This window comes from Phenylobacterium sp. CCH9-H3 (assembly GCF_001557235.1).
Lineage (GTDB): Bacteria > Pseudomonadota > Alphaproteobacteria > Caulobacterales > Caulobacteraceae > Phenylobacterium.
On record NZ_LSJI01000225.1, the window covers coordinates 1 to 22,405 of the forward strand.

The following is a 22,405-nucleotide window of genomic DNA, read 5'->3' on the forward strand; positions in this document are numbered from 1 at the left end:
CCGCCGCAGCGGCGGGCGCCACGCCCAGCGTCAGCCCATCTTGAAGACGCAGACCTTGTTGCCGTCCGGATCGCGGAAGTAGGCGCCGTAGAACGTCGGCAGGCGCTGGCCGGGCGGGCCGTCGCAGACGCCGCCGGCCGCCATGGCCGCGGCATAGGCTTCGTCCACCTGCTCCTTGGACGCTGCGGGCAGGCCGAACATGCTGCCGTTGCCGACGGTGGCGGGCTTTTCGTCGTAGGGCTTGCTGACGGCGATCATGCCGGGCGTCGTGCTGCTGCCGTAGAACTGCATCCGGTCGCCGTTGGCGAAGGTGCGCTTGCCCCCCAGCGGGCCAAGCACGGCGTCGTAGAACTTGGTCGCCTTCTCGAGGTCGTTGGTGCCGATGGTCGCATAACCGATCATTTGGGAATCCCCCTTTGAATCCGGCGACCCTAGCCGATGACCTGCGCGGAAGCGCAAGCGCCGCGTGACGTGAGCCCGCCGGCCGGTCCACTATCGCCGCAACGAAGCGACGGAGGGGCGGATGAAGCGCGGCACGATGTGGGGCCTGGCGGCGATGCTGTTGGCCGGTTCGGCGCAGGCGGACGTCTCCAGCGCCGTGCGCCAGGAGACGAGCGCCGTGCCGGGCCTGGCCGCGCCGGCCGAACTGATCGTCGACCGCTGGGGCATCCCGCACATCTACGCCCAGTCCTCGCGCGACGCCTTCTTCCTGCAGGGCTGGAACGCAGCCCGGGACCGCCTCTGGCAGATCGACCTCTGGCGCAAGCGGGGCCGGGGCCGTCTCTCCGCGAGCCTCGGGCCGGCCTATGTGGCGCAGGATCGGGCTGCGCGCCTGTTCCTCTACCGTGGCGACATGGCCGCCGAGTGGGCGGCCTACGATCCCGCCGGCAAGGAGGCCGTCGAGGCGTTCGCCGCCGGCGTGAACGCCTATGTCGCCGACGTCCGCGCGGGCAAGCGCCCGCTCCCCGTGGAATTCAAGCTGACCGACAGCCGGCCCGAGGACTGGAAGCCGGAGGACATCCTGCGCATCCGCAGCCATGCCCTGGTCTCCAACGTCGCCTCGGAAGTCGCCCGCGCCCGCACCATCTGCGCCGGCGGCGTGGAGGCCGACACCCTGCGTCGCAAGCTCGAACCCGCGCATAAGGTGACGATCCCCAAGGGCCTGGACCCCTGCGACGTGCCGGCCAATGTGCTGGCCGATTATGTGCTGGCCACCGAGCCGGTGAGCTTCAAGCCCTTGGCGCCCAGGCCCCTCGCCCAGGTGATCGACGAGCGATCGGCCGAGGGCTCGAACAACTGGACGATCGCCGGCTCCCGCACCGCCACCGGACGGCCGATCCTGGCGAACGACCCGCACCGGGCCGTGGGGACGCCCTCGCTCCGCTACATCGCGCACCTGGACGCGCCGGGCCTGTCGATCATCGGCGCCGGGGAACCTGCCCTGCCCGGAGTCTCGCTCGGTCACAACGGGACCGCCGCCTTCGGCCTGACCATATTCTACATCGATCAGGAAGACCTCTACGCCTACGAGACCCGCGGCGACGCCTATCGCTACAAGGGCGGCTTCGAGCCGATGACGGTGGTCCGGGAGACCATCGAGGTGAAGGGCGAGGCGCCGCGCGAGGTCGAGCTGCATTTCACGCGGCACGGGCCGGTGGTGTTCCAGGACGACGCCAAGGGCCGCGCCTTCGCCATCCGCACGATCTGGAACGAACCGGGCCTCGCCGGCTATTTCGGCTCGTCCCGGCTGTGGCGGGCCAAGGGCTGGGAGGATTTCCAGAACGCCCGCGACCGCTGGGGCGCGCCGCCGTTGAACCTTGTCTATGCCGATACCAACGGCGACATCGGCTGGTCGGCTGCGGGGCGCACTCCGGTGCGACCCAACTGGGACGGCCTGATGCCCGTCCCCGGCGATGGCCGCTACGAGTGGGCAGGCTTCGTGGAGGACGGCGGTCTGCCCACGGCGAAGAACCCCGCCGCCGGTTACTTCGCCACCGCCAACGCCATGAACATCCCCGCTGAGCCGGCCTATCCCCGTGACCGCCGGAAGCTGGGCTTCGAATGGGCGGACCCGTCGCGGACGCAGCGCGTCCACGAGGTGTTGGACGCGCTCCCCAAATCGACCCTCGCCGACTCCATGGCGCTGCAGGTCGACAGCGTCAGCCCGCAGGCCCGCCGGGGGGTGGCGTTGGTGAAGGGGCTGCAAAGCGCAGATCCGGACATGGCCCGCGCCCTCGCCCTGCTCTCCGCCTGGGACGGGCACGAGAGCACCGACAGCGCCGCCGCGGCGATCTACGAGACCTGGGCGGTGAAGCACTTGGGCCGCCACACCACCGCGGCCGCGGGCCTCTCGGCCGACGCACGGAAGCTGATCGGCGCGGGCGCCCCCGACCCGATGCTGACGTGGCTGGAAGCGCGGCCGGCCAGGGTCCGCGAGCCGATCCTGCTTTCAAGCCTCGCGGACGCCGTGGGCGAGCTGAAGGGCCGCATGGGCCCTGACATGGCGACGTGGACCTGGGGCCGGCTGCACCGCGCGACCTTCGTCCCCGCCATTGCGGCTTTGGCCGACCCTCACCTCGCCGCCCAGATGACGGTGGGGCCGCTCCAGGTCCCGGGCTCGTCCTCGACGCCGCGCGCCGCCACCTGGCGGGCCGAGGATTTCGCCCAGTCGGCCGGCGCCTCGGTCCGGATCGTGCTGGATGTGGGGGCCTGGGACAACTCCATGGCCATCAACACGCCGGGCCAGTCCGCCGATCCCACGAGTCCCCACTACCGCGACCTCTTCCCTCTCTGGGCCGCCGGATCCTTCGTGCCGCTCCGCTTCACCCGCGCGGCGGTGGAAGCGGACGCGGAAACGGTGATGACCCTGATGCCCGCGCCCTAGAATCCGGCCGCCCGGGCGGGTTGTCGGCATTGGGGCCCTCAGGGTTCAGGCGGGCTTGTGGACGCCGACGGCGATAAGGACGAGCGCAACCGCGATCAGCATCCAGCCCGGATGGCGGCCCCGCGTGCCCCAATGGTTCGCCACGGCCCCGAACAGGTACGAGCTGCCCACCAGCAGGCCGGCGATCAGCCTGCCGTCCGGCTCGACCCCGGCCGCAATCGCGATCAGGGCCAGGCCGCCCACGAACCAGTTGAAGGTGCTGAGGTGCAGCAGCGGCGGGATCAGCCGCCGGATCGGCGCCGACATCCGCAGGTCCGCGGCCGCGGCGAACGGCGCCACCATCAGCCGCTGCACCAGCACCCCGTGGAACACCGCCACGCCCATGCCGACCACGCCCGCCGCGCCCAGGGCTCCGTCCTGCCAGTCCATGACCATACACCTCTGTATGGAACCTCTGCGCCGTCCCTTGTTCGACGTCAATACACTTGTGTATGGTGAGACGATGAACGAGCGCCTGACCCGGTCGGACTGGATCCAGCACGGCCTGCGGACCCTGGCGGCGGAGGGGGCCGGCGCGCTGAAGGTCGGGCCGATGGCCAGCGGGCTGGGGGTGTCGCGCGGCAGCTTTTACTGGCACTTCGAAGACGTCGCCGCGTTCCGCGCTGAGCTGCTGCAGGCCTGGCGGGAACAGGCCACCGACCGGGTGATCCGCAGGCTCTCCGAGCGCACCACCCCCGACCGGCTGAACTATCTGCTCAAGGGCGCCTTCAGCGAGGACCGCACCCTGGACCGGGCCGTGCGTTCGTGGGCCGCCGAGGACGCCGAGGCCGCCGCCGTCGTCACCTCCGTCGACGCCAGCCGCGTCGCCTATATCGCCAAGCTGCTGACCGAGGCCGGGGTGGACGCCGGCAAGGCCCTGCCCCGCGCCAACTTCGTCTACTGGGCCTACCTGGGCCAGGCGGCGGTCATGGATCCCCGCCACGCTACCATCGACCCCTCCGCCATCGACGACATCGGCGACCTGTTCGAGGCCTAGACCCGGCCGGTCACCGGGACCAGCGCCCCGGTCACCGCCGTGGCCGCCTCGCTGGCCAGAAACAGCATCACGGCCGCGAGGTCTGCGGGCGCCACCCAGGCAGAGGGGTCGGCGTCGGGCATGTCGGCGCGGTTGGCCGGCGTGTCGATGATCGAGGGCAGGACGGCGTTGACGGTGACGTTGTCGCCCTTCAGCTCCTCTGCGAGCGCCTGGGTCAGGCTGTGCACGCCGGCCTTGGCGGCCGCGTAGGCGCCCATGCCCAGCGCGGCTTTCAGGGCCGCCGACGAGCCGACGTTGACGATCCGCCCCGCGGCGCTGCGCTTCAGGTGCGGAACAGCGGCGCGGCAGGCGGTCGCGGCGGTCAGTACGTTCAGCCGGTACATGGCCGGCCAGCTTTCGATCGCGCCGCCCTGCAGCGTCTCCCAGGTGAACCCGCCTGCGATGTTCAACAGGACGTCGATGCCGCCGAACCGATCGGCGACCGCATCCATCGCTGCGCCCGCCTGGCCAGCGTCCGACAGGTCCACCCCGCCCAGCACCAGCGCGTCGGCCCCAGAGGGCAGGCCGGCGGACGGGTCCTTCGCGAAGTCGATGAGCCCCAGCCGCGCATCCTGCGCCGCGGCGGCTTTCGCCACCGCCTGGCCAAGGACACCGAAAGCTCCGGTGATCACCACGACACGTCCGGCCATCCGCTAGTCTCCAAGCAACGAGAAGGCGGCCGAGGTCTCCGCCGGCCGCCTCCTGAGAACCGTATTTCGAGCGGAAGCGCTAGAGGCGCTCGACGATCGTGACGTTGGCCATGCCGCCGCCTTCGCACATGGTCTGCAGGCCGTACTTCTTGCCCCGGGCCTTCAGCGCATAGAGCAGCGTGGTCATCAGCTTGGTGCCCGAGGCGCCCAGGGGATGGCCCAGCGCGATGGCGCCGCCGTTCACGTTCACCCGCTCCGGATCGACGCCGAGCTTCTGGATGAACGCCACCGGCACCGAGGCGAAGGCCTCGTTCACCTCGTAGAGGTCGATGTCGTCCACCGACATGCCGGCCCGCTTCAGCGCGCGCTCGGTGGCCGGGATCGGGGCTTCGAGCATGATCACCGGGTCGTGGCCCAGCAGCGACAGGTGATGGATGCGAGCCAGCGGCGTCAGGTTGTGCTCCTTCAGCGCCTTTTCCGACACCACCATCACGCCCGAGGCGCCGTCGCAGATCTGGCTGGAGGTCGCCGCCGTGATCCGGCCGCCCTCGCGCAGCAGCTTCACGCCGCGCATGCCCTCCAGGCTGACGTCGTAGCGGATGCCCTCGTCGCTATCGTGGCGGACCGTATTGCCCTCGGCGTCCAGGCCGTCGATGGCCAGGATCTCGTCCTTGAAGGCCCCGCCCTGGGTCGCGGCGATGGCGCGCTGGTGGCTGTGGTAGCCGAACTCGTCCAGCTGGTCCTTGGTCAGGCCGTACTTCTCGGCCACCATTTCGGCGCCCATGAACTGGCTGAACTGGATGTTGGGATAGCGCTCCTCCATCCGCGGGCTCTTGGGAATGCCGAAGCCTTCCTTGGCCGGCAACGAGACCGACAGGCCCATGGGCACGCGGGTCATGCTTTCGACGCCCGAGGCGATCACCACGTCCATGGTGCCGCTCATCACGGCCTGGGCGGCGAACTGCAGCGCCTGCTGCGAGGAGCCGCACTGACGGTCGACCGAGGTCGCCGGCACGCTTTCCGGCAGCTTCGAGGCCAGTACGGCGTTGCGGGCGACGTTGGTCGATTGCTCGCCCACCTGCATCACGCAGCCCATGACCACGTCCTCGACCGCGGCCGGATCGACGCCGGTGCGGTCCATCAGCTCGTTCAGCACCACCGCGCCCAGGTCGGCGGGGTGCCAACCCCGGACCCGGCCGCCCTTGCGGCCGCCGGCGGTGCGGGTTGCGGCGACGATGTAGGCCTCGGCCATTGCATAGCTCCCAATGCTCGTTCGCGCCGCATCCGGCGCTTCGCTGCGGGTCTTAACGGGGCGCCCTTGCGTAAGACAACGGAGGTGACCGGGGCGTCATTCGACGCGGCCGTCGCGCCGCTCGACGCAAAGCTCTCGAAGTCGCTCCGGCCCTTGGGCAGCGTGAGCCCGGAGGGAGGCAGTTCGCCGAGGAGTCCCGTATGACCGCATTGTTGCTCGCCGTCCTTCTCCAGGGCACGGCGCCCGTCACCACGTTCACGGCGCCGAATATGCCCAAGCCCTATGCCGGGACGCCGGACAAGGACGGCGTGGTCTGTCGGAAGGAGGCTGTTCTGGGCAGCCGGATGAAGACCAAGGTCTGCATGCGACCCTCGGAAGCGCTTCAGCGGGCCAAGGACGACCGCGACCTGGTGGACAAGGCCCAGGTGCTGCAGACGATCCGAGACCCGGGCCTCGGCCCGCCCCCCTGATCAGGCGGGCGTCATCGGAAGGTGGCGCCGAGAATCCGCTCCAGCCATTCCTGATCCACCGCGTCGAAGGCGGCCGGCTGCTCGGAATCCACGTCGAACACGCCGATCAGTTCGCCCCGGCTATCGATCACCGGCACGACGATCTCGCTGGCCGAGCGGCTGTCGCAGGCGATGTGGCCGGGGAACGCATGCACGTCCTCCACCACCTGGGTCTGGCGGCTTGCGGCCGCGGTCCCGCAGACCCCGCGTCCGAACGCGATGCGCATGCAGCCCAGAGTGCCCTGATAGGGTCCGATCACCAGCTCGTCGCCCTTGGTCTCATCGACCACGTAAAACCCGGTCCAGAAATAGTGCTCGAAGCTGTTGGCCAGCATCGAGGCCACCGTCGCCATCCGCGCGACCCGATTGGGCTCGCCCTCCAGCACCGAGGCGATCTCGGCGGACACGGCGGCGTAGCGCTCCGCCTTTTCAGCAGGCAGGGCGATTTCGTTGAAGGCTTCGGCCATGCGCGGCATGTAGCGAGGCGGGAGCGCGGGGACCAGCCCCGGCCTGTCAGTCGACCGTAGCGACGCGCAGGGTGGAGGCCCGCAGCGGCGGCGTTGCGGCCCGCCAGGCGGCGCTGGCCGCCTTGGCCTCCGGCGCACCCATTGCCGCGGCGAGCGAATGGCCATCTGCGCGGCAGGTCGCGCCGGACTCGCCGACGACGCAGACCACGTCCTTGCCGAAGCCGACGCTCATCAGCTCCGCCCAGGCGGCCGCGGCCGGCGCGCCCTGAAGCTCCAGCTTGACCCATGTGGCGGGGTCGGGCGTCTGGGCGACGCAAAGGGTGTGGCCGTCGATGACGTGAAGTACGGGTCCCCGGACCTGCTGTCCGACAGCGGCCTGCGGGGCCCGGCACGGCTCCTCTTGCGCTTGCGCCGCACCGTGGGCCAGCACGCTCAGTCCCAAGGCGAGAAGAATCCGCGTCATGGCGTGCTCCTCCGCAAGGCCCGTGCCGCCAATTCGCTAATGCGCAGCCGGACGATTGGCTGCGTGGCGGGACATCCTTTCCGGTACGGGCGCGGAAGAAGCGTCAGGCGATCTCTCGATGAGCGCCAAGCCGGGCCGCGGCGGGGTGACGGAACGCTATTGCGCAGCGCGCGCTTTAGGGGCCTCACAGTCAAGCCTCAGGTCCCGCCGCATGTCCCTGCTCATCTTCGCCATCATCGTTCTGGTCGTGGCCGCCCTCATCGCGTGGGCCGTCCAGAAGCTGCCGCTCCCCTCGCCCTTCAACCAGATCATCCAGGCGCTGATCCTGATCGTCGCCGCCGTGGTCATCGCCCAGCGCGCGGGCCTGTTCTAGGCGCCCTCCACGCTCGGCGCCGCCTGTTCGTCGAAGCGTTTCTGGACAAAGGCCCGCCGCGCCCCTCTCCTGACCGACCTGTTCGGCTTGGGGATTCCTCACATGCGTCTGGCGGCTCTGGTCTCGGCGATGGTTCTGGCGACGGCGGGCGCCGTCTCGGCTCAGGTCGCCGACGGTCCCTCCCGCACGTTCGGCGCCCGCGACCTGTTCGGTTTGCAGATGGCCAGCGACCCGCAGGTGCGGCCCGATGGCGGCGCGGCGGCCTATGTGCGCGTTTCCAACGACATCATGACCGACCGCGCCCGGCGGTCGATCTGGCTGGTGGACACCGCCACCGGCGCCCAGACGCCGCTGGTCGTCGACGAGGCCTCGAACCTGGCGCCCCGCTGGTCGCCCGACGGTTCGCGCCTAGCCTATGTGGCCGCGGGGCCCGATGGCGCGCAACTCTACGTCCGCTGGATGGCCACCGGCCGCTCGGCCCGGGTCGCCAGCCTGGAGCAGGCCCCCAACGACATCGCCTGGTCGCCCGACGGCAAGACGCTGGCCTTCACCATGCTGACCGTGGATGAGGGCCGCCCCCTCGCGCCTTCGATCCGCAAGCCGGAGGGCGCCAAGTGGGCCGAGCCGCTGAAGGTGATCGACCGCATCACCTACCGGGCGGACGGGGAAGGCTTCCTCAAGCCCGGCTACCGCCAGGTGTTCGCGGTAAGCGCCGACGGCGGCCAACCGCGCCAGCTGACCTTCGGCAAGTTCGACAACGCCGGGCCGATCAGCTTCACCAGGGACGGCCGGTCGGTGCTCTTCTCGACCAACCGGGCCGAGACCTGGGAGCGCGACCCCCAGGAAGCCGAGATCCATGCCGTCAGCCTGGAGGATGGCGCCCTGACCCGGCTCACCAACCGGGTCGGCCCCGACCTCGCGCCGACGGTCTCTCCCGACGGTTCGAAGATCGCCTACGTGGGCTTCGACGACCAGCGCCGGCGCGGCTACGAGAACCAGCGCCTCTACGTGATGGACCGCGACGGCCGGAACAGCCGCGTCCTGACCAGCGGCCTCGACCGCAGCGTCGGCGCTCCTCAGTGGGCTGCCGACGGCAAGAGCCTCTATGTCAGCTATGACGACGAGGGTGTGACCAAGGTCGCCCGTGTCGGCCTGGACGGGAAGATCGAGACCGTGCTCTCCGGCCTTGGCGGCGGCGGCCTGGACCGTCCCTATACGGGCGGCGAATTCTCGGTGGGCCGCAACGGCCTCCTGGCCTTCACCGACGCGGCCACGACCCGGCCCTCGGACCTCGTCCTCTACCGAGCGGGCAAGGCCCGGCGCGTCACCGACCTCAACGCCGACCTCCTCGCCGGCAAGTCCATGGCCCGGGTCGAGGCGCTGCCGGTGACGTCGAGCTACGACAAGAAGCCCATCGGGGCCTGGATCGCCTATCCGCCCAACTTCGATCCGTCCAAGAAGTACCCGCTGATCCTCGAGATCCACGGCGGCCCCTTCGCGGCCTACGGCCCGAGCTTCTCGACCGACGTGCAGCTCTACGCCGCCGCGGGCTATGTGGTGGTCTATTCGAACCCGCGCGGCTCCACCTCCTACGGCGAGGCCTTCGCCAACGAGATCGACCGCAACTACCCCAGCCACGACTACGACGATCTGATGAGCGTGGTGGATGCGGCCATCGCCAAGGGTGTCGTCGACGAAAAGCGCCTGCACGTGACCGGCGGATCGGGCGGCGGGGCGCTGACGGCCTGGATCGTGGGCAAGACCGACCGCTTCCGTGCGGCGGCCACCCAGAAGCCCGTCATCAACTGGTCCAGCCAGGTGCTGACCACCGACGGCTACACCTTCATGGCCAGCTACTGGTTCGGGAAGATGCCCTGGGAGGACCCGCAAGGGTACTGGGCCCGCTCGCCGCTCTCGCTGGTGGGCAATGTGAAGACTCCGACCCTGGTGGTCGTGGGCGAACAGGACGACCGAACGCCGCCATCCGAGGCCGACCAGTACTTCGCCGCCCTCCAGTTGCGCGGCGTGCCGACCGCCCTCGTCCGTGTGCCGGGCGCCAGCCACGGCGGCATCGCGGCGCGCCCCTCGCAGTCCGGCGCCAAGGCGGGCGCCATCCTGGCGTGGTTCGAGCGATACAGGTGAGGTGAGTTTCGCCGGGGTGTTACGGGTCGGATGCAATATCCCGCGTAACATGGTTTATTCGGCTCGCATGCCGAGGCGGGGAACATAGGGGCCATGGCGCGCGATGCGCCCAGCACCACCATCCGCGTGGCCGCGCGCCTCGCCAACGGCTTCGCCCTGGATCTGGTGAAGCTGGGTGGGTTCGGGCGCGACGTGATCGACGGCCTGCTGATGGTCGCCATCAGCCAGGCCAACGTCGCCCAGATCACCCGCAACGCCGATCTTCAGCGCACCTATGCGACCCTCGACCAGCCGCCGCCGGACGAGCTGCGCCGCCCGGTCAGCGTCAGCGCCATCGCCAATTCGCTGCGGATCCCGTTCGAGACGGCGCGCCGCCGGATTTCCAGCCTCGTGGAGCTGGGCGTCGTGCGCACGGCCGCGCGCGGCGTCATCATCCCGACGGCGCCCCTGAACTCGCCCTTCTACCGGATGGGGGCGGGGGCGAACTACGCCCTGGTGCGCAATCTCTACTTCCGCCTGCGCGGCATCGGCCTGCTGGAGGATCTGCCCCGTCCGGCCGCCGGCGCCTTCGACGCGGAGCGTCCGCCCGTTCGCCTCGTGATCCGCCTGTCGTCGGACTACCTGCTGCGCCTGGCTGAGCCGATCACGATCCATATGGGCGACCTGGTGACGGGCCTGGTGCTCATGGACGTCGTCCACGCCAACACCGAGCACTTGGACGACAGCCAGGGCGGCGAGGACGACGGCGCGTGGACCGAGCGCAGCTTCGTGCCGGACAGCCTGCGCCGGCCGGTGCGGACGACCACCCTCGCCGAACGGCTGGGCATCCCACAGGAAACCGTGCGCCGGCACATTCACCGATTGGTCGAATCCGACAGATGCGAACGCAGAGAGAACGGATACGTCGTTCCCGCCCGCGTATTGGCCCGTCCGCCCTTCGTCCAGTACATGTTGGACAATCAGTCGCACCTGCATCGGTTGTATGCGGCGCTGCGCGATTTTGGCGTTCTTGCCGAGTGGGAACGCGAGGTTCTTGCCCTCCGCGGCGCCGCCTGACCGAAACGAGAACGCGGCATGGCCCCAAAATGGGTAGGCGTTCGTTTTCAAGCTGGGCTACGGCGCCTCAACTTATGGACGTACCTCGGGGGAGGTACGGGCGCGGGGGCTGCTCCATCGGGGGGTGAGGCGGCCCCCGCATCACCGGGTCGGGGAACATGACAAGGCCATTGGAACGCGAAATCGAAGGGGCCCCGTTGGCGGAAACGCCCGAGGCCGGGCGAGGCGAAGGGCCTCATCCCGTTGACCGCCATGTCGGCCTGCGCATCCGCATGCGACGCAAGGAGATGGGCGTGAGCCAGGAACGGCTTGCGGAAGCCCTCGGGATCACATTCCAGCAGGTCCAGAAGTACGAGCGGGGCGCCAACCGCGTCAGCGCCTCCAAGCTGTGGGAGATCGCCGCGGCGCTCAAGACGCCGGTGGCCTATTTCTATGACGGCCTCGGCGACCAGGACGCCCTCGCGGCCCAGCGCGACGCGGCGCAGGAATTCATGCTCTCCACCGAGGGCATGGAGCTCATGGCCGCCTTCCCGCGCATCGCCGAACCCGCCATCCGCCGCAAGATCGTCGAGCTGGTGCGGGTGGTGGCCGACGAAGGTTAGGCCGAAGCTGTAGCCTTGTAGCCGTCGCGCAGCTCGCGTTTGAGCACCTTGCCGATGTGGCTGCGCGGCAAGGCCTCCACCAGGGTCAGGTCCGCCAGCCGCTGGGTCTTGCCGACCCGGCCGTTGACGAAGCCCTTCACCTCTTCGGCCGTGGCGGATGCGCCCGGCTTCAGCGCCACGAACGCCACCGGCGTCTCGCCCCAGGCGTCCGACGGCACGCCCACGACGGCCGCCTCCAGCACCGCGGGATGCTGGTGCAGTTCGGCTTCCAGGTCGCTCGGGTAAATGTTGAACCCGCCCGAGATGATCATGTCCTTCTTGCGGTCCATGAGGCTGAGGAAGCCGTCCTCGTCGAAGCGGCCGACGTCCCCGGTGCGGATGAAGCGCAGGCCGTCGGGGCTGTACCACTCGGCTTCCGAGGTCTTCCCCGGTTGGTTGTGGTAGCCGACCATCATCGCGCCCGAACGGCCGACCACTTCGCCCACTTCGCCTTGGGCCACTTCCTTCCCGTCCTCGCCGATCAGGCGGATGTCGTGGCCGGGCAGCGGCCGGCCGACCGTATGCAGCTTGTCCGGAAACTCGTGGCACTGCAGCCCGCACGAGCCGCCGCCCTCGGTCATGCCGTAGAATTCCACGAGGCCGCCCGGCCAGCGGTCCAGCACCTGGCGTTTCAGCTCGGCCGAGAACGGCGCGGAGGTAGCGAACTTCATCTGGTAGGATGACAGGTCGTAGCGGTCGAAGTCCGGGTGCTCCATCAGCCGGCGGTACTGCACCGGCACCAGCATAGCGTGGGTGGCGCGGTGCTTCGCCGACAGGTCCAGGAACTGCTTCACGTCGAACTTCGGCATCAGGACCGCCGTGCCGCCGTTGGAGATCGTCGGCAGGTACGAAACCAGGGTGGTGTTGGAGTAGAGCGGCGTTGAGATCATCGTGACCGCGTCCGCCGGATAGACCCCGCGCCGGATCTGCCCCCATCGCATCCGGTGCGGCTGGACGATCCCCTTAGGCGCCCCGGTCGTGCCGGAGGAATAGATGATGTTGAAGCCCTGGTCCGGCTCCACCTCGTGCAGCACGGGCTTTGCCCCCTCCGGCGCCAGCCACTGCTCGAATGGCGTCCCAGCGTCCGAGCCGTCCAGCGAGACGCGCCTTGCGGTCACCTGGTCCATGACGCCGGCCATGTGCTCAGCGAGCTGGGCGTCCAGGAAGAAGACCTTGGCGCCTGAGTCCTTGAGCTGGATGACCAGGCTCTCAGGCGTCGACGACGGCGCCAGCGGCGCGACGGTGGCCGCCGCGCGCAGGATGCCGAAGAACGTCGCGCCGTATTCCGCCGAGGTGGTGGCGCAGATGGCGGCCACATCCGCCCGGCCCACGCCGTCCCTCTGCAGGGCCGCCGCGACCCGGTCCATCAGGGCGTCCAGCTCGCGGTAGCCGATGGTCCGTTTGGCATCCACCAGAGCCGGCTTGTCGCCGTGCTCGGCGGCCTGGGCGCGGATGACGTCCGCGAGGGTCCCGAAATCCTGGGACAAAAGCTCTTCGGCGGTCATGCGGCGAACTCCAGTCTACGCGGTTCAGGCCAGTCCGGACTTGCCGGACGCGGGCTCGCCCTCCTGCGCCAGGTCGGCGGCGGCGGCAAGCTTGCGGAGGGTCTCCATATGGCTGGCGCGGCTGATGCCGTAGCCCATCAGGAGAAGCGCTGCGGTCCCGTAGAGGACGATCTGGGTGGGGGCGTAGATCAGGCCCAGCCCGCGCACGATCTCCTCCGGGACGCTGCCCGGCTTGGCTCCGGTCGGGAACCTGACGGCCGACACGATCAGGCCCGCGGCGAAGATGCCGAGACCCGTGGTCGACTTGTTGGCGAAGGCGATGGCGGCGAAGAACAGGCCTTCCTGGCGGCGGCCGGTCTTGAGCTCGGCGTCCTCCACCACGTCGGCGATCATCGACGAGAACAGGATGTTCGCCGTCACCCCGATGCCCACGTAGAGCAGGTTGGTCACGAAGATCGTCCCGAAGATCAGCGGCGAGTCGTTGGAGGGAAAGGCGCCCAGCAGGCGCAGGATGATCGGCCCGACCCCAAAGGCGACGCCGGTCGGGATCAGCACCATGGCCACCGGCTTCTTCTCGAACCGCCGCGCGAGCCGGGGGGCGACCACGAAGGCCATGATCGCGGCCAGCAGGCTGGACACGCCGAACAGGGCGATTTCCCCGGTGCTGAACTCCCAGAAATAGGTCGAGAAATAGAGGGTGGTGGCGAAGCCCAGGCCGATGCCGGCGTAGAGGAAGAAGCCGGCCGCCAGGATCATCAGGAAGTTGCGGTTGTTCAGTGTGCCGACCATTTCGCGGGCCAGGCGCCCGAAGGTGATCCGCTCAGACGGCGGACTGCGCAGGTGCGGGATCTGCCGGTGGGTGCCCAACGAGGTCACCAAAATCGCCAGCAGCATGAGCCCGGCGCCGAACAGGCCGTGCTGCGCATAACCCTCCGGATTGAGTTGGCCGGCCGGATACTCGGCGGTGGGCTTCAGGAACACCGCCGTGGTCACGGCATAGGCGACCAGCCCCCCGCCCCAGCCGAAGAGATAGCGATAGCTGAGCAGCCGCGTGCGCTCGTCGTACTCGGTGGTCAGCTCTGCCGCGAGCGCCGCGGACGGGATCTCGTAGCAGCTGATGAAGCTGCGGATCAGCACCGCCACGGCGACCAGGTAGGCCACCTGCGCCGGCTGGCTCCAGCCCGTGGGCGGATTCCAGATGAGGATGTAGGACAGCCCCACAGGGATCGCCGCGGCATACATCCAGGGGTGCCGCCGGCCCCATTTCGAGCGGGTGTTGTCCGATAGCTGGCCCACGATCGGATCGATGAAGGCGTCGAGCAGCAGAGCGACCATGATGGCCAGGCCCACGGTCTGGGCCGGCAGCCCCACCACCTGGGCGTAGAAGAAGGCCAGGAAGTACGAGAAGCCGTTGTCCTTCACCCCGAAGGCGACGGACCCGAACCCGTAGAAGAACCGGGTCGAGAAGCTCAGGCGGCGCGCGCCTGCCTGCGCCGGAGCGTCGGTGGCCAAAGGATATCCTCCAGGGTGCGCGGCGTTCGCCATCTGCCGATCGAGGCGGAACCTGGGGTAGCCGGCCAGCCACGTCAATCCGTTTGAGCGTGCGGTACGGATCGTCCCACAAACCGATACGCGGTCAAGTTGAGCGTCTGGTACGAAGTGACGTTCGCAACGCCATCAGGCGGCGGGGGACGTCAGGCCCTCGAACAACGGCCGCACATAGTGCTGCACCACCGTCTCCGGCGCCATGCCAGGGGTCCAGTAGTGCAGCTCGGCGGCCGCATTGATCGCCGTGCTGATGATCTGCGAGGCGATGTTGACGTCCACCGGCGCGATGGAGCCATCGGCGACGCCGTCGCAGAGGATCGAGGCGAAACGGTAGGACAGGCGGTTGAACCGCTGCATCAGATCGGGCCGCAGCGGCTCCGGCACGGCGCTGAGGGCGGAGGTGCGCAGGAGCGGCGCCTCGCCGCTGACCTGATGTTCGATCAGCGCCGCCACGGCCGACGCTAGCACCTCGAGTCCGGAGCCCCCGGCCCCCTCGGCCGCATGGATCGCCCGCCACATGATGTCGAAGGTGCGCTGGAAGCACGCCACCACAAGGTCGTCCTTGGTTTCGTTGTGGTGATAGAAGGCGCCCTTGCTGACGTTCAGCCGCGCCGAGATCCGCTCCACCGAGGCGCCGTGATAGCCTTCCTCGTTGATCAGGCAGGTGGCCGCCTTGAGGAAGAGCTCGGACGAGGCGCTGGCGGCGGGCCCGTCGTCACGGACGAGGCTGAGAGGCTTGCGCGCCGGCCATGCGCCGCCCTCCGGCACGAGGCCACGGGTCAGGATCGCCGCCATCCGGTCCGCGGTGCGGGGATAGTCAGAGACCTCGACCTGATGCTGCCAGGCCGCCGTCCAGAACATCTCGGACAGCAGGATGTGCGCGCGTGCATTCCGGTGCAGTCGCGGCAGGACGTCCGGCCCGGCCAGCAGGTTCCGGAAGCTTCGGAACATGTCCACATAGGCCGTGTTCACCCGCTCGGAATTGAGAGCGCGGACATCGTTGAACGCCGGCAGCGGATCGGCCTCGCCCTGCACGACCCGCGCGGCATAGTCGAACCAGGCGTGGATGAAGGCCGTGAGGCGATCCGTCGGCGTCGCTTCACCCGCCGCCACGGCGATCAGGACCTCGTAGGTCTCGACGCCCTTGAGGAACGCAGCCGCGGCCAGTTCCTCCTTGTTGCGGAAGTAGTAGATGACGCCCGTCGGGACCAGATCGAGGCGAGCTGCAACGTCGCCGAGGGTCATGCCGCGCACGCCCTTGCGGTTCATTTCCTCGACCGCGGAGCGGACGATCGCGTTGCGCTTGGCCTCGTAGCGTCGCGTGGGCCGGCGCGCCCCCGTCTCACCGCTCGACGAGGCCCCATCGTCGGCTGTCATCCCCATGTCACCTGTCTTAGCGTGGTTCGCGGCGGGTCTCCATGGCCCCTTCCGCAAGGTCAGTTGTGGCAAGCCGTGGCCAGTGCTCTGTTTCGCACCGGAGGATCCCCATGCTGCTCGAGGGCTTGAAGGTCGTGGAGATGGCCACCTGGGTCGCCGGGCCCAGCGCCGCGGCGGTCCTGGCCGACTGGGGCGCCGAGGTGGTCAAGGTCGAAAGCCCGATCGGGGACGCCACCCGCGTCTACTATCCCGACACCGCCGAGGCCCCGGGCAATCCCATCTTCACCAACGAGAACCGCGGCAAGAAGGGCGTGGTCCTCGACATCTCCAAGCCCGCGGGGCGCGAGGCGCTGAAGGCCCTGCTGCGACAGGCCGACATCTTCGTCACCAACGTCCGGCCCGGATCCATGAAGCGGCTGGGCCTGGACTACGACGCCCTGAAGGCCGAGATGCCGACCCTGATCTACGCCGCGGTCACGGGATACGGCCTGGTGGGACCGGAGGCCGACACGCCGGCCTTCGACATGACCGCCTTCTGGACCCGCTCTGGCGTCGCCCACGCCACCATCCCCCCCGACCAGGAGCCCTTCGCCTCACGCCCGGGATTCGGCGATCATGTGACGGCGCTGGCCACCGTCTCAGCGATCCTGGCAGCGGTTCACGAGCGCCATTCGACGGGTCGCGGCCGCTTGGTGGAGACCAGCCTGCTTAGGGCCGGCGCCTATGCGATCAGTTGGGACCTGGCGATCCAGCTCCGCTACGGCCATGTGGTCACCGCCCAGCCGCGCGACGAGCGGCCGGGGCCGATCTCGGGCTTCTTCCGCACCAAGGACGACCGCTGGCTGCTGCTGCTGCCCCGCACCCTGGATTGCTTCGCCCAGTTGATGATCGCCCTGCACCGGCCCGAGATCCTCGCCGAGCCGCGCTACGATCCGCCGGTGACGGACATGGAGACGGTCCGCGAGATCCGGGCCATCGTCGACGAGGCCTTCGCGCAGATGACCCTGGCTGAGGTCGGCGAGCGGTTGACGGCGGGCGATCTCGCCTGGGCGCCCATGGGGACGCTGGCCGAGCTCGCCGAGGCGGACTTCGCCCGGGACGCAGGCTGTTTCGAGTTCGTGGACGACGGCTGGGGCCAGACCTTTCGCGTGCCCGCCTCGCCCGCACGCTTCCCGGAAGGCGCGCCGAAGGTCAGCCGGCCTGCGCCCAAGCTGGGCGAGCACACCCGCGAGGTGCTGGAGGCCGCGGGCCTGACACCCGACGAGATCGCGGCGCTGCTCTAGCGGGCGCCCGCAGCCGTCGATCGACCGTTGATCTCGTTGCGGCTTGTACGGGGCCCGCGCCGGCGCGAACCTCCTCCCGTGGCAGGGGGATCGAGCATGGGCATATCGCGGCGGGCGTTCCTGGAACGCGTGGGCAAGGCCGGCGGCTACGGCGCGCTGTTCGTCACCATGCAGGGCCTCGGGCTCCTGGCGGCGCCGCGGGCCTATGCCGGGCCGCCCAAGCTTCCGGCCGGCAGTGGCAAGGGCGTCAAGGTGGCCGTGCTCGGCGCCGGGATCGCGGGCCTGGTCGCCGCCTACGAACTGCGCAAGGCCGGCTATGAGGTGACGGTGCTGGAGGCTCAGGACCGTCCAGGCGGCCGCGCCTGGAGCGTCCGCCGGGGCACGGTGATCCGGCAGATGGACCGGCCGGACCAGGTCGTCGACTGGGAGGATGGCCGCCACCACTACATGAACGCCGGCCCCGCCCGGATCCCCCAGACGCACCACGCGATCCTCGGCTACTGCCGCGACCTCAACGTGCCGCTGGAGGTGATGGTCAATGGCAACCGCACCGCCAAGCTGGACTATGCCGGCAAGGTGGTCACCAACGGCCAGGCGATCAATGACACCCGCGGCGCCTTCTCCGAACTGCTGGCCAAGGCCATCGACAAGGGCGCGCTCGACCGCGAACTGACCGGCGTCGATAAGCAGCGGCTGATGGGCTATCTCGGCGCCTACGGCGACCTCGACCCCAAGCACATCTATTCCGGCGCCGGCGCCCGGTCGGGCTTCAAGAACCACCCCGGCGGCTATGCCCACCCGCCCAGCGGCGTCGATCCGCTCCGGCTGTCCGACCTGATGCAGGCGCAGTTCTGGGGCATCTCGGGCTTCTTCGAAGAACTGATCGAGATGCAGGCCACCATGCTGCAGCCGGTCGGCGGCATGGATCGCATCAGCTACGCGCTCTACGATCAGGTGAAGCCGTCGGTGACCTTCGGCGCGGTGGTGAAGGAGATTCGCCGCGCCGGCCGAGGCGCCAGGATTGTCTATTCGGCTGGCGGCGCGGCCCGCACCCTGGACGCCGACCATGTGGTCGTGACCATCCCGCTGCCGGTCCTCGCCAAGATCCCGTCCGACTTCTCGCCGCGGGTGCAGGCGGCCATCGTCTCGGGAGGCAAGACCTATCCGCACGGCACCAAGGTGGCCTGGCAGAGCCGGCGCTTCTGGGAGCAGGACGACTACCAGTTCGGCGGCCTGGGCTGGACCGACCAGCCCAATGAGCTGATCTGGTATCCGTCCGGCGGCTTCGGTGAGAAGACCGGCGTCATCATGGGGGCCTACTCCATCGGCTTCTCAGGCATCCTCAACCCGCCGAAATACGCCGGCATGTCGTTCGAGGAGCGCTATGCCGTCTCACGCGCGGTGATCGACAAGTTCCATCCCGGCCGCGGCAAGGAGCTGGAAAAGCCCTTCACCGTCTCATGGAAGCAGACGCCCTTTGCCGAAGGGGTGTCCGTCGGGTGGAGCGAGAACCAGCGCTCGACGGACTATGCCGAGCTCTGCAAGCCGGACGGCCCGTTCTACTTCGCCGGCGAGCACATGAGCTACATCAACGCCTGGCAGGAAGGCGCCGCGCTGGCGGCGCACGAGGCGATCCAGCTGATCCAGGCGCGGGTCTCCGCGGCCTGACGCGTCTGCCGATCCAGAAATGAAAAAGGGCCGCGCGGTTCGCCGCGCGGCCCGAAGTTCGAGGAAGGAGAACGCCCCGAGAGGGCAAGGCCACTGTGTGACCGACGTTCACCTGCCGACAGAGGACACCGGTGTCGCGAGTCGGATTTGCCGCAAGACGCCCAGGATCGAAGCACGATCGACCCCGGGCGCCTGAATCCACGGCAAGGCCCGGCCCCTGAGACTCAGCGCGTGCCGTACATCCGGTCCCCGGCGTCGCCCAGGCCGGGCAGGATGTAGCCATGGTCGTTCAGCCGCTCGTCGACGGCGGCTGTCCAGAGGCGGACCCCGGGATGGTGGCCGTGGAATTTCGACACGCCCTCCGGCGAGGCCAGCAGGCAGGCCATGCGGATATCCCGGGCCCCCGCTTCGAGCAGGCGGTCGACCGCCGCGATGGCCGTATTGCCGGTGGCCAGCATCGGGTCGATCACCACGACCGCGCGCTCGGCGATGTCGGCCGGGGCCTTGAAGTAGTACTCCACGCAGGCCAGCGTCTGGGGATCGCGGTAGAGGCCGACGTGGGCCACGCGCGCGGCGGGAACCAGCTCCAGCATCCCGTCCAGCATGCCCATTCCCGACCGCAGGATCGGCGCGAACACCAGCTTCTTGCCGGCGAGCTGCGGCGCCTTCATCCGCGACAGAGGGGTCTCGATCTCGACCTCTTCCAGCCGCAGGTCGCGGGTCACCTCGTAGCAGAGCAGCGCGCCGATCTCCTTGAGCAGCTGCCGGAAGCTCTTGGTCGAGGTGTCCTTCTTCCGCATCAGGGTCAGCTTGTGCTGCACCAGCGGGTGGTCGACGACAGTGACGCCCTTCGTCTCGCGAACCATCTTCAAGTCCCCTCAGAAAACCGTGCCGTCGGAGATGACGGCGATGGGCGGCGACAGGTCGGGCCGCTTCGCCTGCGCGATCCGCCGGCCCGCGGCCCACGACCCGCCCTCGAGGACCCGCGCCAGCGGAAAGTCCTCGGCGCTGACGCCCAGGCGGTCGCGCACCAGCGGCGCCAGCTTGTCGAGGAGGGCCACGGTCAGCGAGCGCCATCCCACGACCAAGGCGCTGTCGACGGGATGGCCGCGCGATGCATCCTCGGGATCCTTGAGGACCAGCACGCCCGTGTCCACGAACAGCCCGCCGTTCCGATACTCGGCCAGGCCGGTCAGGCCGTCGATATCGACCACCTGGACGCCCGCCGCCTGTAGCGGTTCGATCAGCGAATAGCTCATCCACTGGCTGAGCTTGTGCAGGGGGACGTAGCCCTCGATCGCGGGGTGGGTCCAGCAGTCGCCCAGCGGCGCGCCGCCCAGGGTCAGGCGGCCGGGCCAGATGGGGCCCAACGCCTGCAACAGGACGTCGAGGATGACCGGCGCCGGAAGCCGGCCATCCGCGGCGCGCCCGGCCATGACGTCGAACAGCGAGCCGGGCCGGCCCACCGCCTCGCCAAGCCGCCGCAGAAGCGCCGCGCGCCCCTCCAGGCCGACGAGCGGGTTGTCGGCGGAAACCTGGAACGCCGCCGCGATCATCGCCGCATCCACCTTGTCCAGCGCATCGGCGCGCAGGGGATCGGCCGGGTCGGACGACAGGGCGCCGGACTCGAAAAACCGCAGCGACGCCACGCCCAGCCCTTCGGACCGCCCCAGCACCGCCCCGGTAACGGCGTCGCGGTAGCGCCAGGCCGAGCCCGCGCCGGCGTCCAGCAGCACCGACGGGATCACCAGGTCGAAGGCCGCACGCCCCAGGGCCGCCGGATCGGACGGCTTCTCCCGCTCGTCCCACAAGTCGCGCCCTTCGACGACGAAGTGCCGCCAGCGGGCGTGGAACGGGACCTTGAGGTCGGGATAGTTCAGCCGCACCGTCTCGGCCGTCAGGTCGGCCGCCGCCGCCAGCCGCCCCATGTCCACGCGCCATTCCGCCAGGCCGCCCGCTTCGGCGATGGCCAGCATCTCGTGGGCGCGGCTCCGCACCGCCGCCGCGGACAGAAGCCCGCGGGCGGTCTCGCTCTCGTTCACGCCTAGAATTCCTTCAGATCCCGGCCGACCGTCTTCTTGAGGTCTTCCGCCGACGGCGCGCCTTCCGGCGTGAAATAGCCGGCAGCCTTCTTGGCCTCCATCTCCACGCTGGCGTCCGGGGGGACCAGCTCGTCCGGGATCGGCACCCGCTCCCCGATCTCGATCCCGCCGCCGACCAGGGCGTCGTACTTCATGTTGGACATCGAGACGAAGCGGTCGATCCGCCGGATGCCCAGCCAGTGGATGATGTCGGGCATCAGCTGCTGGAAGCGGGCGTCCTGCACCCCGGCCACGCATTCGGTGCGCTCGAAATAGGTCGCCGCCTGGTCGCCGCCCGGCTGCCGCTTGCGCGCATTGTAGACGAGGAACTTGGTCACCTCGCCCAGCGCTCGGCCTTCCTTGCGGTTGTAGACGATCAGGCCGGTCCCACCGTCCTGAGCCTGTCGCGTCGCCTCCTCGATCCCGTGGGTGAGGTAGGGACGGCAGGTGCAGATGTCCGAGCCGAAGACGTCCGAGCCGTTGCATTCGTCATGCACGCGGCAGGTAAGCGGGACCGAGCGATCGCCCAGCTTCGTCGCATCACCGAAGATGTAGAGCGTGATCCCACCGATGGGCGGGAGGAACACCTGCATGTCGGGCCGGGTCACCAGCTCCGGATACATGCCGCCGGTCTGTTCGAAGAGCGTCCGGCGCAGGGTCTGTTCGTCCACGCCGAACCGCGCCGCCACGCCGGGCAGATGCCAGACGGGGTCGATGGCGGCCTTGGTCACCGCGATGTCGCCGGTTTCGTACAACACCTTGCCGTCGGCCCTCAGCCGGCCGGCGCGCATGGCGTCGGCGATCTCGGGCAGCGTCAGCCGGGCCTTGGTGACCGCGATGGTCGGGCGGATGTCGACACCCTCGGCGATCTCGGCGGCGAAGTCCTCGGCGATGCGGGCGCCCCAGGGATCCAGCGAGACGATCTTGCCCGCCTCGCTCCACTGCGGGTGCGGCCCCACCGGCACGACCGGATGGGTGTTGACCAGCTCCGGGCGGATCATCGGATCCATGGCGCCCGAGGCCACCGCCAGCGCCCGATAGACGGAATAGGCGCCGCCGTGGGCGCCGATGGCGTTGCGGTCGGTCCCGGCGTTCGCCGTGGCGATGACGGGGCCGCGTTCGCGGGCGGTGGACGCATCCCAGACGATCGGAAAGCGGCTGGCCGCGCCCGTGCCCGGGTGCGACGTCAGGCGGATATGCGATGTCCTGTTGCCGGACATAGGGCTCGAACCTCCAGAGTCGAAAAGGCCCTGTCGCCGGGTTCGCCGGCGCAGGGCCTTTGAGAGACGAGCATGATCCTGGCGCTCCGACTTGGCAAGAAATCCCGAAGGCGGTCCAAAAGGCGGCGCCCAAAAACCGGGCGCCGGCGGTTGACGCATGCACGCACCCCAGCGTTGTCTGGACACCTCCGACGCGCGCCTCAGGGTGAGC

At 69.4% G+C, this 22,405-nt stretch carries 21 protein-coding genes; 9 read left to right on the top strand and 12 right to left on the bottom strand.

Features of this window, described 5'->3' with window-relative positions; genetic code table 11:
• Window positions 1-30: 30 nt before the first annotated feature.
• On the bottom strand, window positions 31-402 hold the full coding sequence (locus AX721_RS19480) for a VOC family protein (protein ID WP_068877641.1): 372 nt from the start codon (window positions 400-402) through the stop codon (window positions 31-33).
• Between the two features lie 121 nt (window positions 403-523).
• On the opposite strand from AX721_RS19480, the gene AX721_RS19485 reads away from it, so the two are divergent.
• Window positions 524-2,884: a penicillin acylase family protein gene (locus AX721_RS19485; RefSeq protein ID WP_068877642.1), complete on the top strand. Its 2,361-nt coding sequence runs from the start codon at window positions 524-526 to the stop codon at window positions 2,882-2,884.
• 45 nt (window positions 2,885-2,929) lie between these two features.
• On the opposite strand, the gene AX721_RS19490 is transcribed toward AX721_RS19485, so the two are convergent.
• On the bottom strand, window positions 2,930-3,313 hold the full coding sequence (locus tag AX721_RS19490; protein ID WP_068877708.1) for a hypothetical protein: 384 nt from the start codon (window positions 3,311-3,313) through the stop codon (window positions 2,930-2,932).
• Between the two features lie 73 nt (window positions 3,314-3,386).
• On the opposite strand from AX721_RS19490, the gene AX721_RS19495 reads away from it, so the two are divergent.
• A complete protein-coding gene (locus AX721_RS19495) occupies window positions 3,387-3,920 on the top strand; it encodes a TetR/AcrR family transcriptional regulator (protein ID WP_068877709.1) in 534 nt (177 codons plus the stop codon).
• On the opposite strand, the gene AX721_RS19500 is transcribed toward AX721_RS19495, so the two are convergent.
• A complete protein-coding gene (locus AX721_RS19500; protein WP_068877643.1) occupies window positions 3,917-4,609 on the bottom strand; it encodes an SDR family NAD(P)-dependent oxidoreductase in 693 nt (230 codons plus the stop codon). The two genes, AX721_RS19495 and AX721_RS19500, sit on opposite strands and share 4 nt — an antisense overlap.
• A 79-nt stretch (window positions 4,610-4,688) precedes the next feature.
• Complete coding sequence (locus AX721_RS19505) at window positions 4,689-5,861, bottom strand: acetyl-CoA C-acetyltransferase (protein WP_068877644.1); 1,173 nt, start codon at window positions 5,859-5,861, stop codon at window positions 4,689-4,691.
• A gap of 200 nt (window positions 5,862-6,061) precedes the next feature.
• On the opposite strand from AX721_RS19505, the gene AX721_RS19510 reads away from it, so the two are divergent.
• Complete coding sequence (locus AX721_RS19510) at window positions 6,062-6,331, top strand: hypothetical protein (protein ID WP_068877645.1); 270 nt, start codon at window positions 6,062-6,064, stop codon at window positions 6,329-6,331.
• Window positions 6,332-6,342: 11 nt separating this feature from the next.
• Here the strand turns inward: AX721_RS19510 and AX721_RS19515 are convergent, their stop codons facing one another.
• Together AX721_RS19515 and AX721_RS19520 are read right to left on the bottom strand one after the other, a co-directional pair.
• A complete protein-coding gene (locus AX721_RS19515) occupies window positions 6,343-6,837 on the bottom strand; it encodes a GAF domain-containing protein (RefSeq protein ID WP_068877710.1) in 495 nt (164 codons plus the stop codon).
• A 46-nt stretch (window positions 6,838-6,883) separates the two neighbouring features.
• Window positions 6,884-7,300 (bottom strand): hypothetical protein, encoded by a 417-nt coding sequence (locus AX721_RS19520; RefSeq protein ID WP_068877646.1) that lies wholly within the window; start codon window positions 7,298-7,300, stop codon window positions 6,884-6,886.
• Window positions 7,301-7,511: 211 nt separating this feature from the next.
• On the opposite strand from AX721_RS19520, the gene AX721_RS27515 reads away from it, so the two are divergent.
• The 4 genes from AX721_RS27515 (at window position 7,512) to AX721_RS19535 (ending at window position 11,473) form a co-directional block, all read left to right on the top strand.
• Window positions 7,512-7,673 (top strand): hypothetical protein, encoded by a 162-nt coding sequence (locus tag AX721_RS27515; protein ID WP_156467270.1) that lies wholly within the window; start codon window positions 7,512-7,514, stop codon window positions 7,671-7,673.
• A gap of 102 nt (window positions 7,674-7,775) precedes the next feature.
• Entirely contained in the window at window positions 7,776-9,815 is a 2,040-nt protein-coding gene (locus AX721_RS19525; protein ID WP_068877647.1) for a S9 family peptidase, read from the top strand.
• 93 nt (window positions 9,816-9,908) lie between these two features.
• Window positions 9,909-10,871 carry a hypothetical protein gene (locus AX721_RS19530; RefSeq protein WP_068877648.1) on the top strand — a complete coding sequence of 321 codons (963 nt, stop codon included), beginning with the start codon at window positions 9,909-9,911 and terminating at the stop codon, window positions 10,869-10,871.
• A 158-nt stretch (window positions 10,872-11,029) separates the two neighbouring features.
• Window positions 11,030-11,473: a helix-turn-helix transcriptional regulator gene (locus tag AX721_RS19535; protein ID WP_156467271.1), complete on the top strand. Its 444-nt coding sequence runs from the start codon at window positions 11,030-11,032 to the stop codon at window positions 11,471-11,473.
• Here AX721_RS19535 and AX721_RS19540 read toward each other — a convergent pair.
• From AX721_RS19540 to AX721_RS19550, 3 genes are all read right to left on the bottom strand, one after another.
• On the bottom strand, window positions 11,470-13,017 hold the full coding sequence (locus AX721_RS19540; RefSeq protein WP_068877650.1) for a class I adenylate-forming enzyme family protein: 1,548 nt from the start codon (window positions 13,015-13,017) through the stop codon (window positions 11,470-11,472). The two genes, AX721_RS19535 and AX721_RS19540, sit on opposite strands and share 4 nt — an antisense overlap.
• A 24-nt stretch (window positions 13,018-13,041) precedes the next feature.
• Complete coding sequence (locus tag AX721_RS19545) at window positions 13,042-14,529, bottom strand: MFS transporter (RefSeq protein WP_068877651.1); 1,488 nt, start codon at window positions 14,527-14,529, stop codon at window positions 13,042-13,044.
• Between the two features lie 165 nt (window positions 14,530-14,694).
• Window positions 14,695-15,942 (bottom strand): TetR/AcrR family transcriptional regulator, encoded by a 1,248-nt coding sequence (locus AX721_RS19550; RefSeq protein ID WP_197422651.1) that lies wholly within the window; start codon window positions 15,940-15,942, stop codon window positions 14,695-14,697.
• A gap of 110 nt (window positions 15,943-16,052) precedes the next feature.
• Here AX721_RS19550 and AX721_RS19555 point away from each other — a divergent pair, with 110 nt between their 5' ends.
• Both AX721_RS19555 and AX721_RS19560 read left to right on the top strand, forming a co-directional pair.
• Window positions 16,053-17,225, top strand: a complete 1,173-nt coding sequence (locus tag AX721_RS19555) for a CaiB/BaiF CoA-transferase family protein (RefSeq protein WP_231733471.1) — start codon at window positions 16,053-16,055, stop codon at window positions 17,223-17,225.
• A 96-nt stretch (window positions 17,226-17,321) separates the two neighbouring features.
• The gene (locus AX721_RS19560) at window positions 17,322-18,893 is read left to right on the top strand and encodes an FAD-dependent oxidoreductase (protein WP_068877653.1); all 1,572 of its coding nucleotides are present in this window, start codon (window positions 17,322-17,324) and stop codon (window positions 18,891-18,893) included.
• A gap of 224 nt (window positions 18,894-19,117) precedes the next feature.
• On the opposite strand, the gene upp is transcribed toward AX721_RS19560, so the two are convergent.
• Genes upp through AX721_RS19575 form a run of 3 tightly spaced genes read right to left on the bottom strand, consistent with a single transcriptional unit; the run spans window position 19,118 to window position 22,194 of the window.
• A complete protein-coding gene (upp, locus tag AX721_RS19565; protein ID WP_068877712.1) occupies window positions 19,118-19,759 on the bottom strand; it encodes a uracil phosphoribosyltransferase in 642 nt (213 codons plus the stop codon).
• 12 nt (window positions 19,760-19,771) lie between these two features.
• Window positions 19,772-20,935, bottom strand: coding sequence for a DUF1688 family protein (locus AX721_RS19570; protein ID WP_068877654.1), 1,164 nt, complete (start codon window positions 20,933-20,935; stop codon window positions 19,772-19,774).
• A 2-nt stretch (window positions 20,936-20,937) separates the two neighbouring features.
• Entirely contained in the window at window positions 20,938-22,194 is a 1,257-nt protein-coding gene (locus AX721_RS19575; RefSeq protein WP_068877655.1) for a GTP cyclohydrolase II, read from the bottom strand.
• Window positions 22,195-22,405 lie beyond the last annotated feature (211 nt).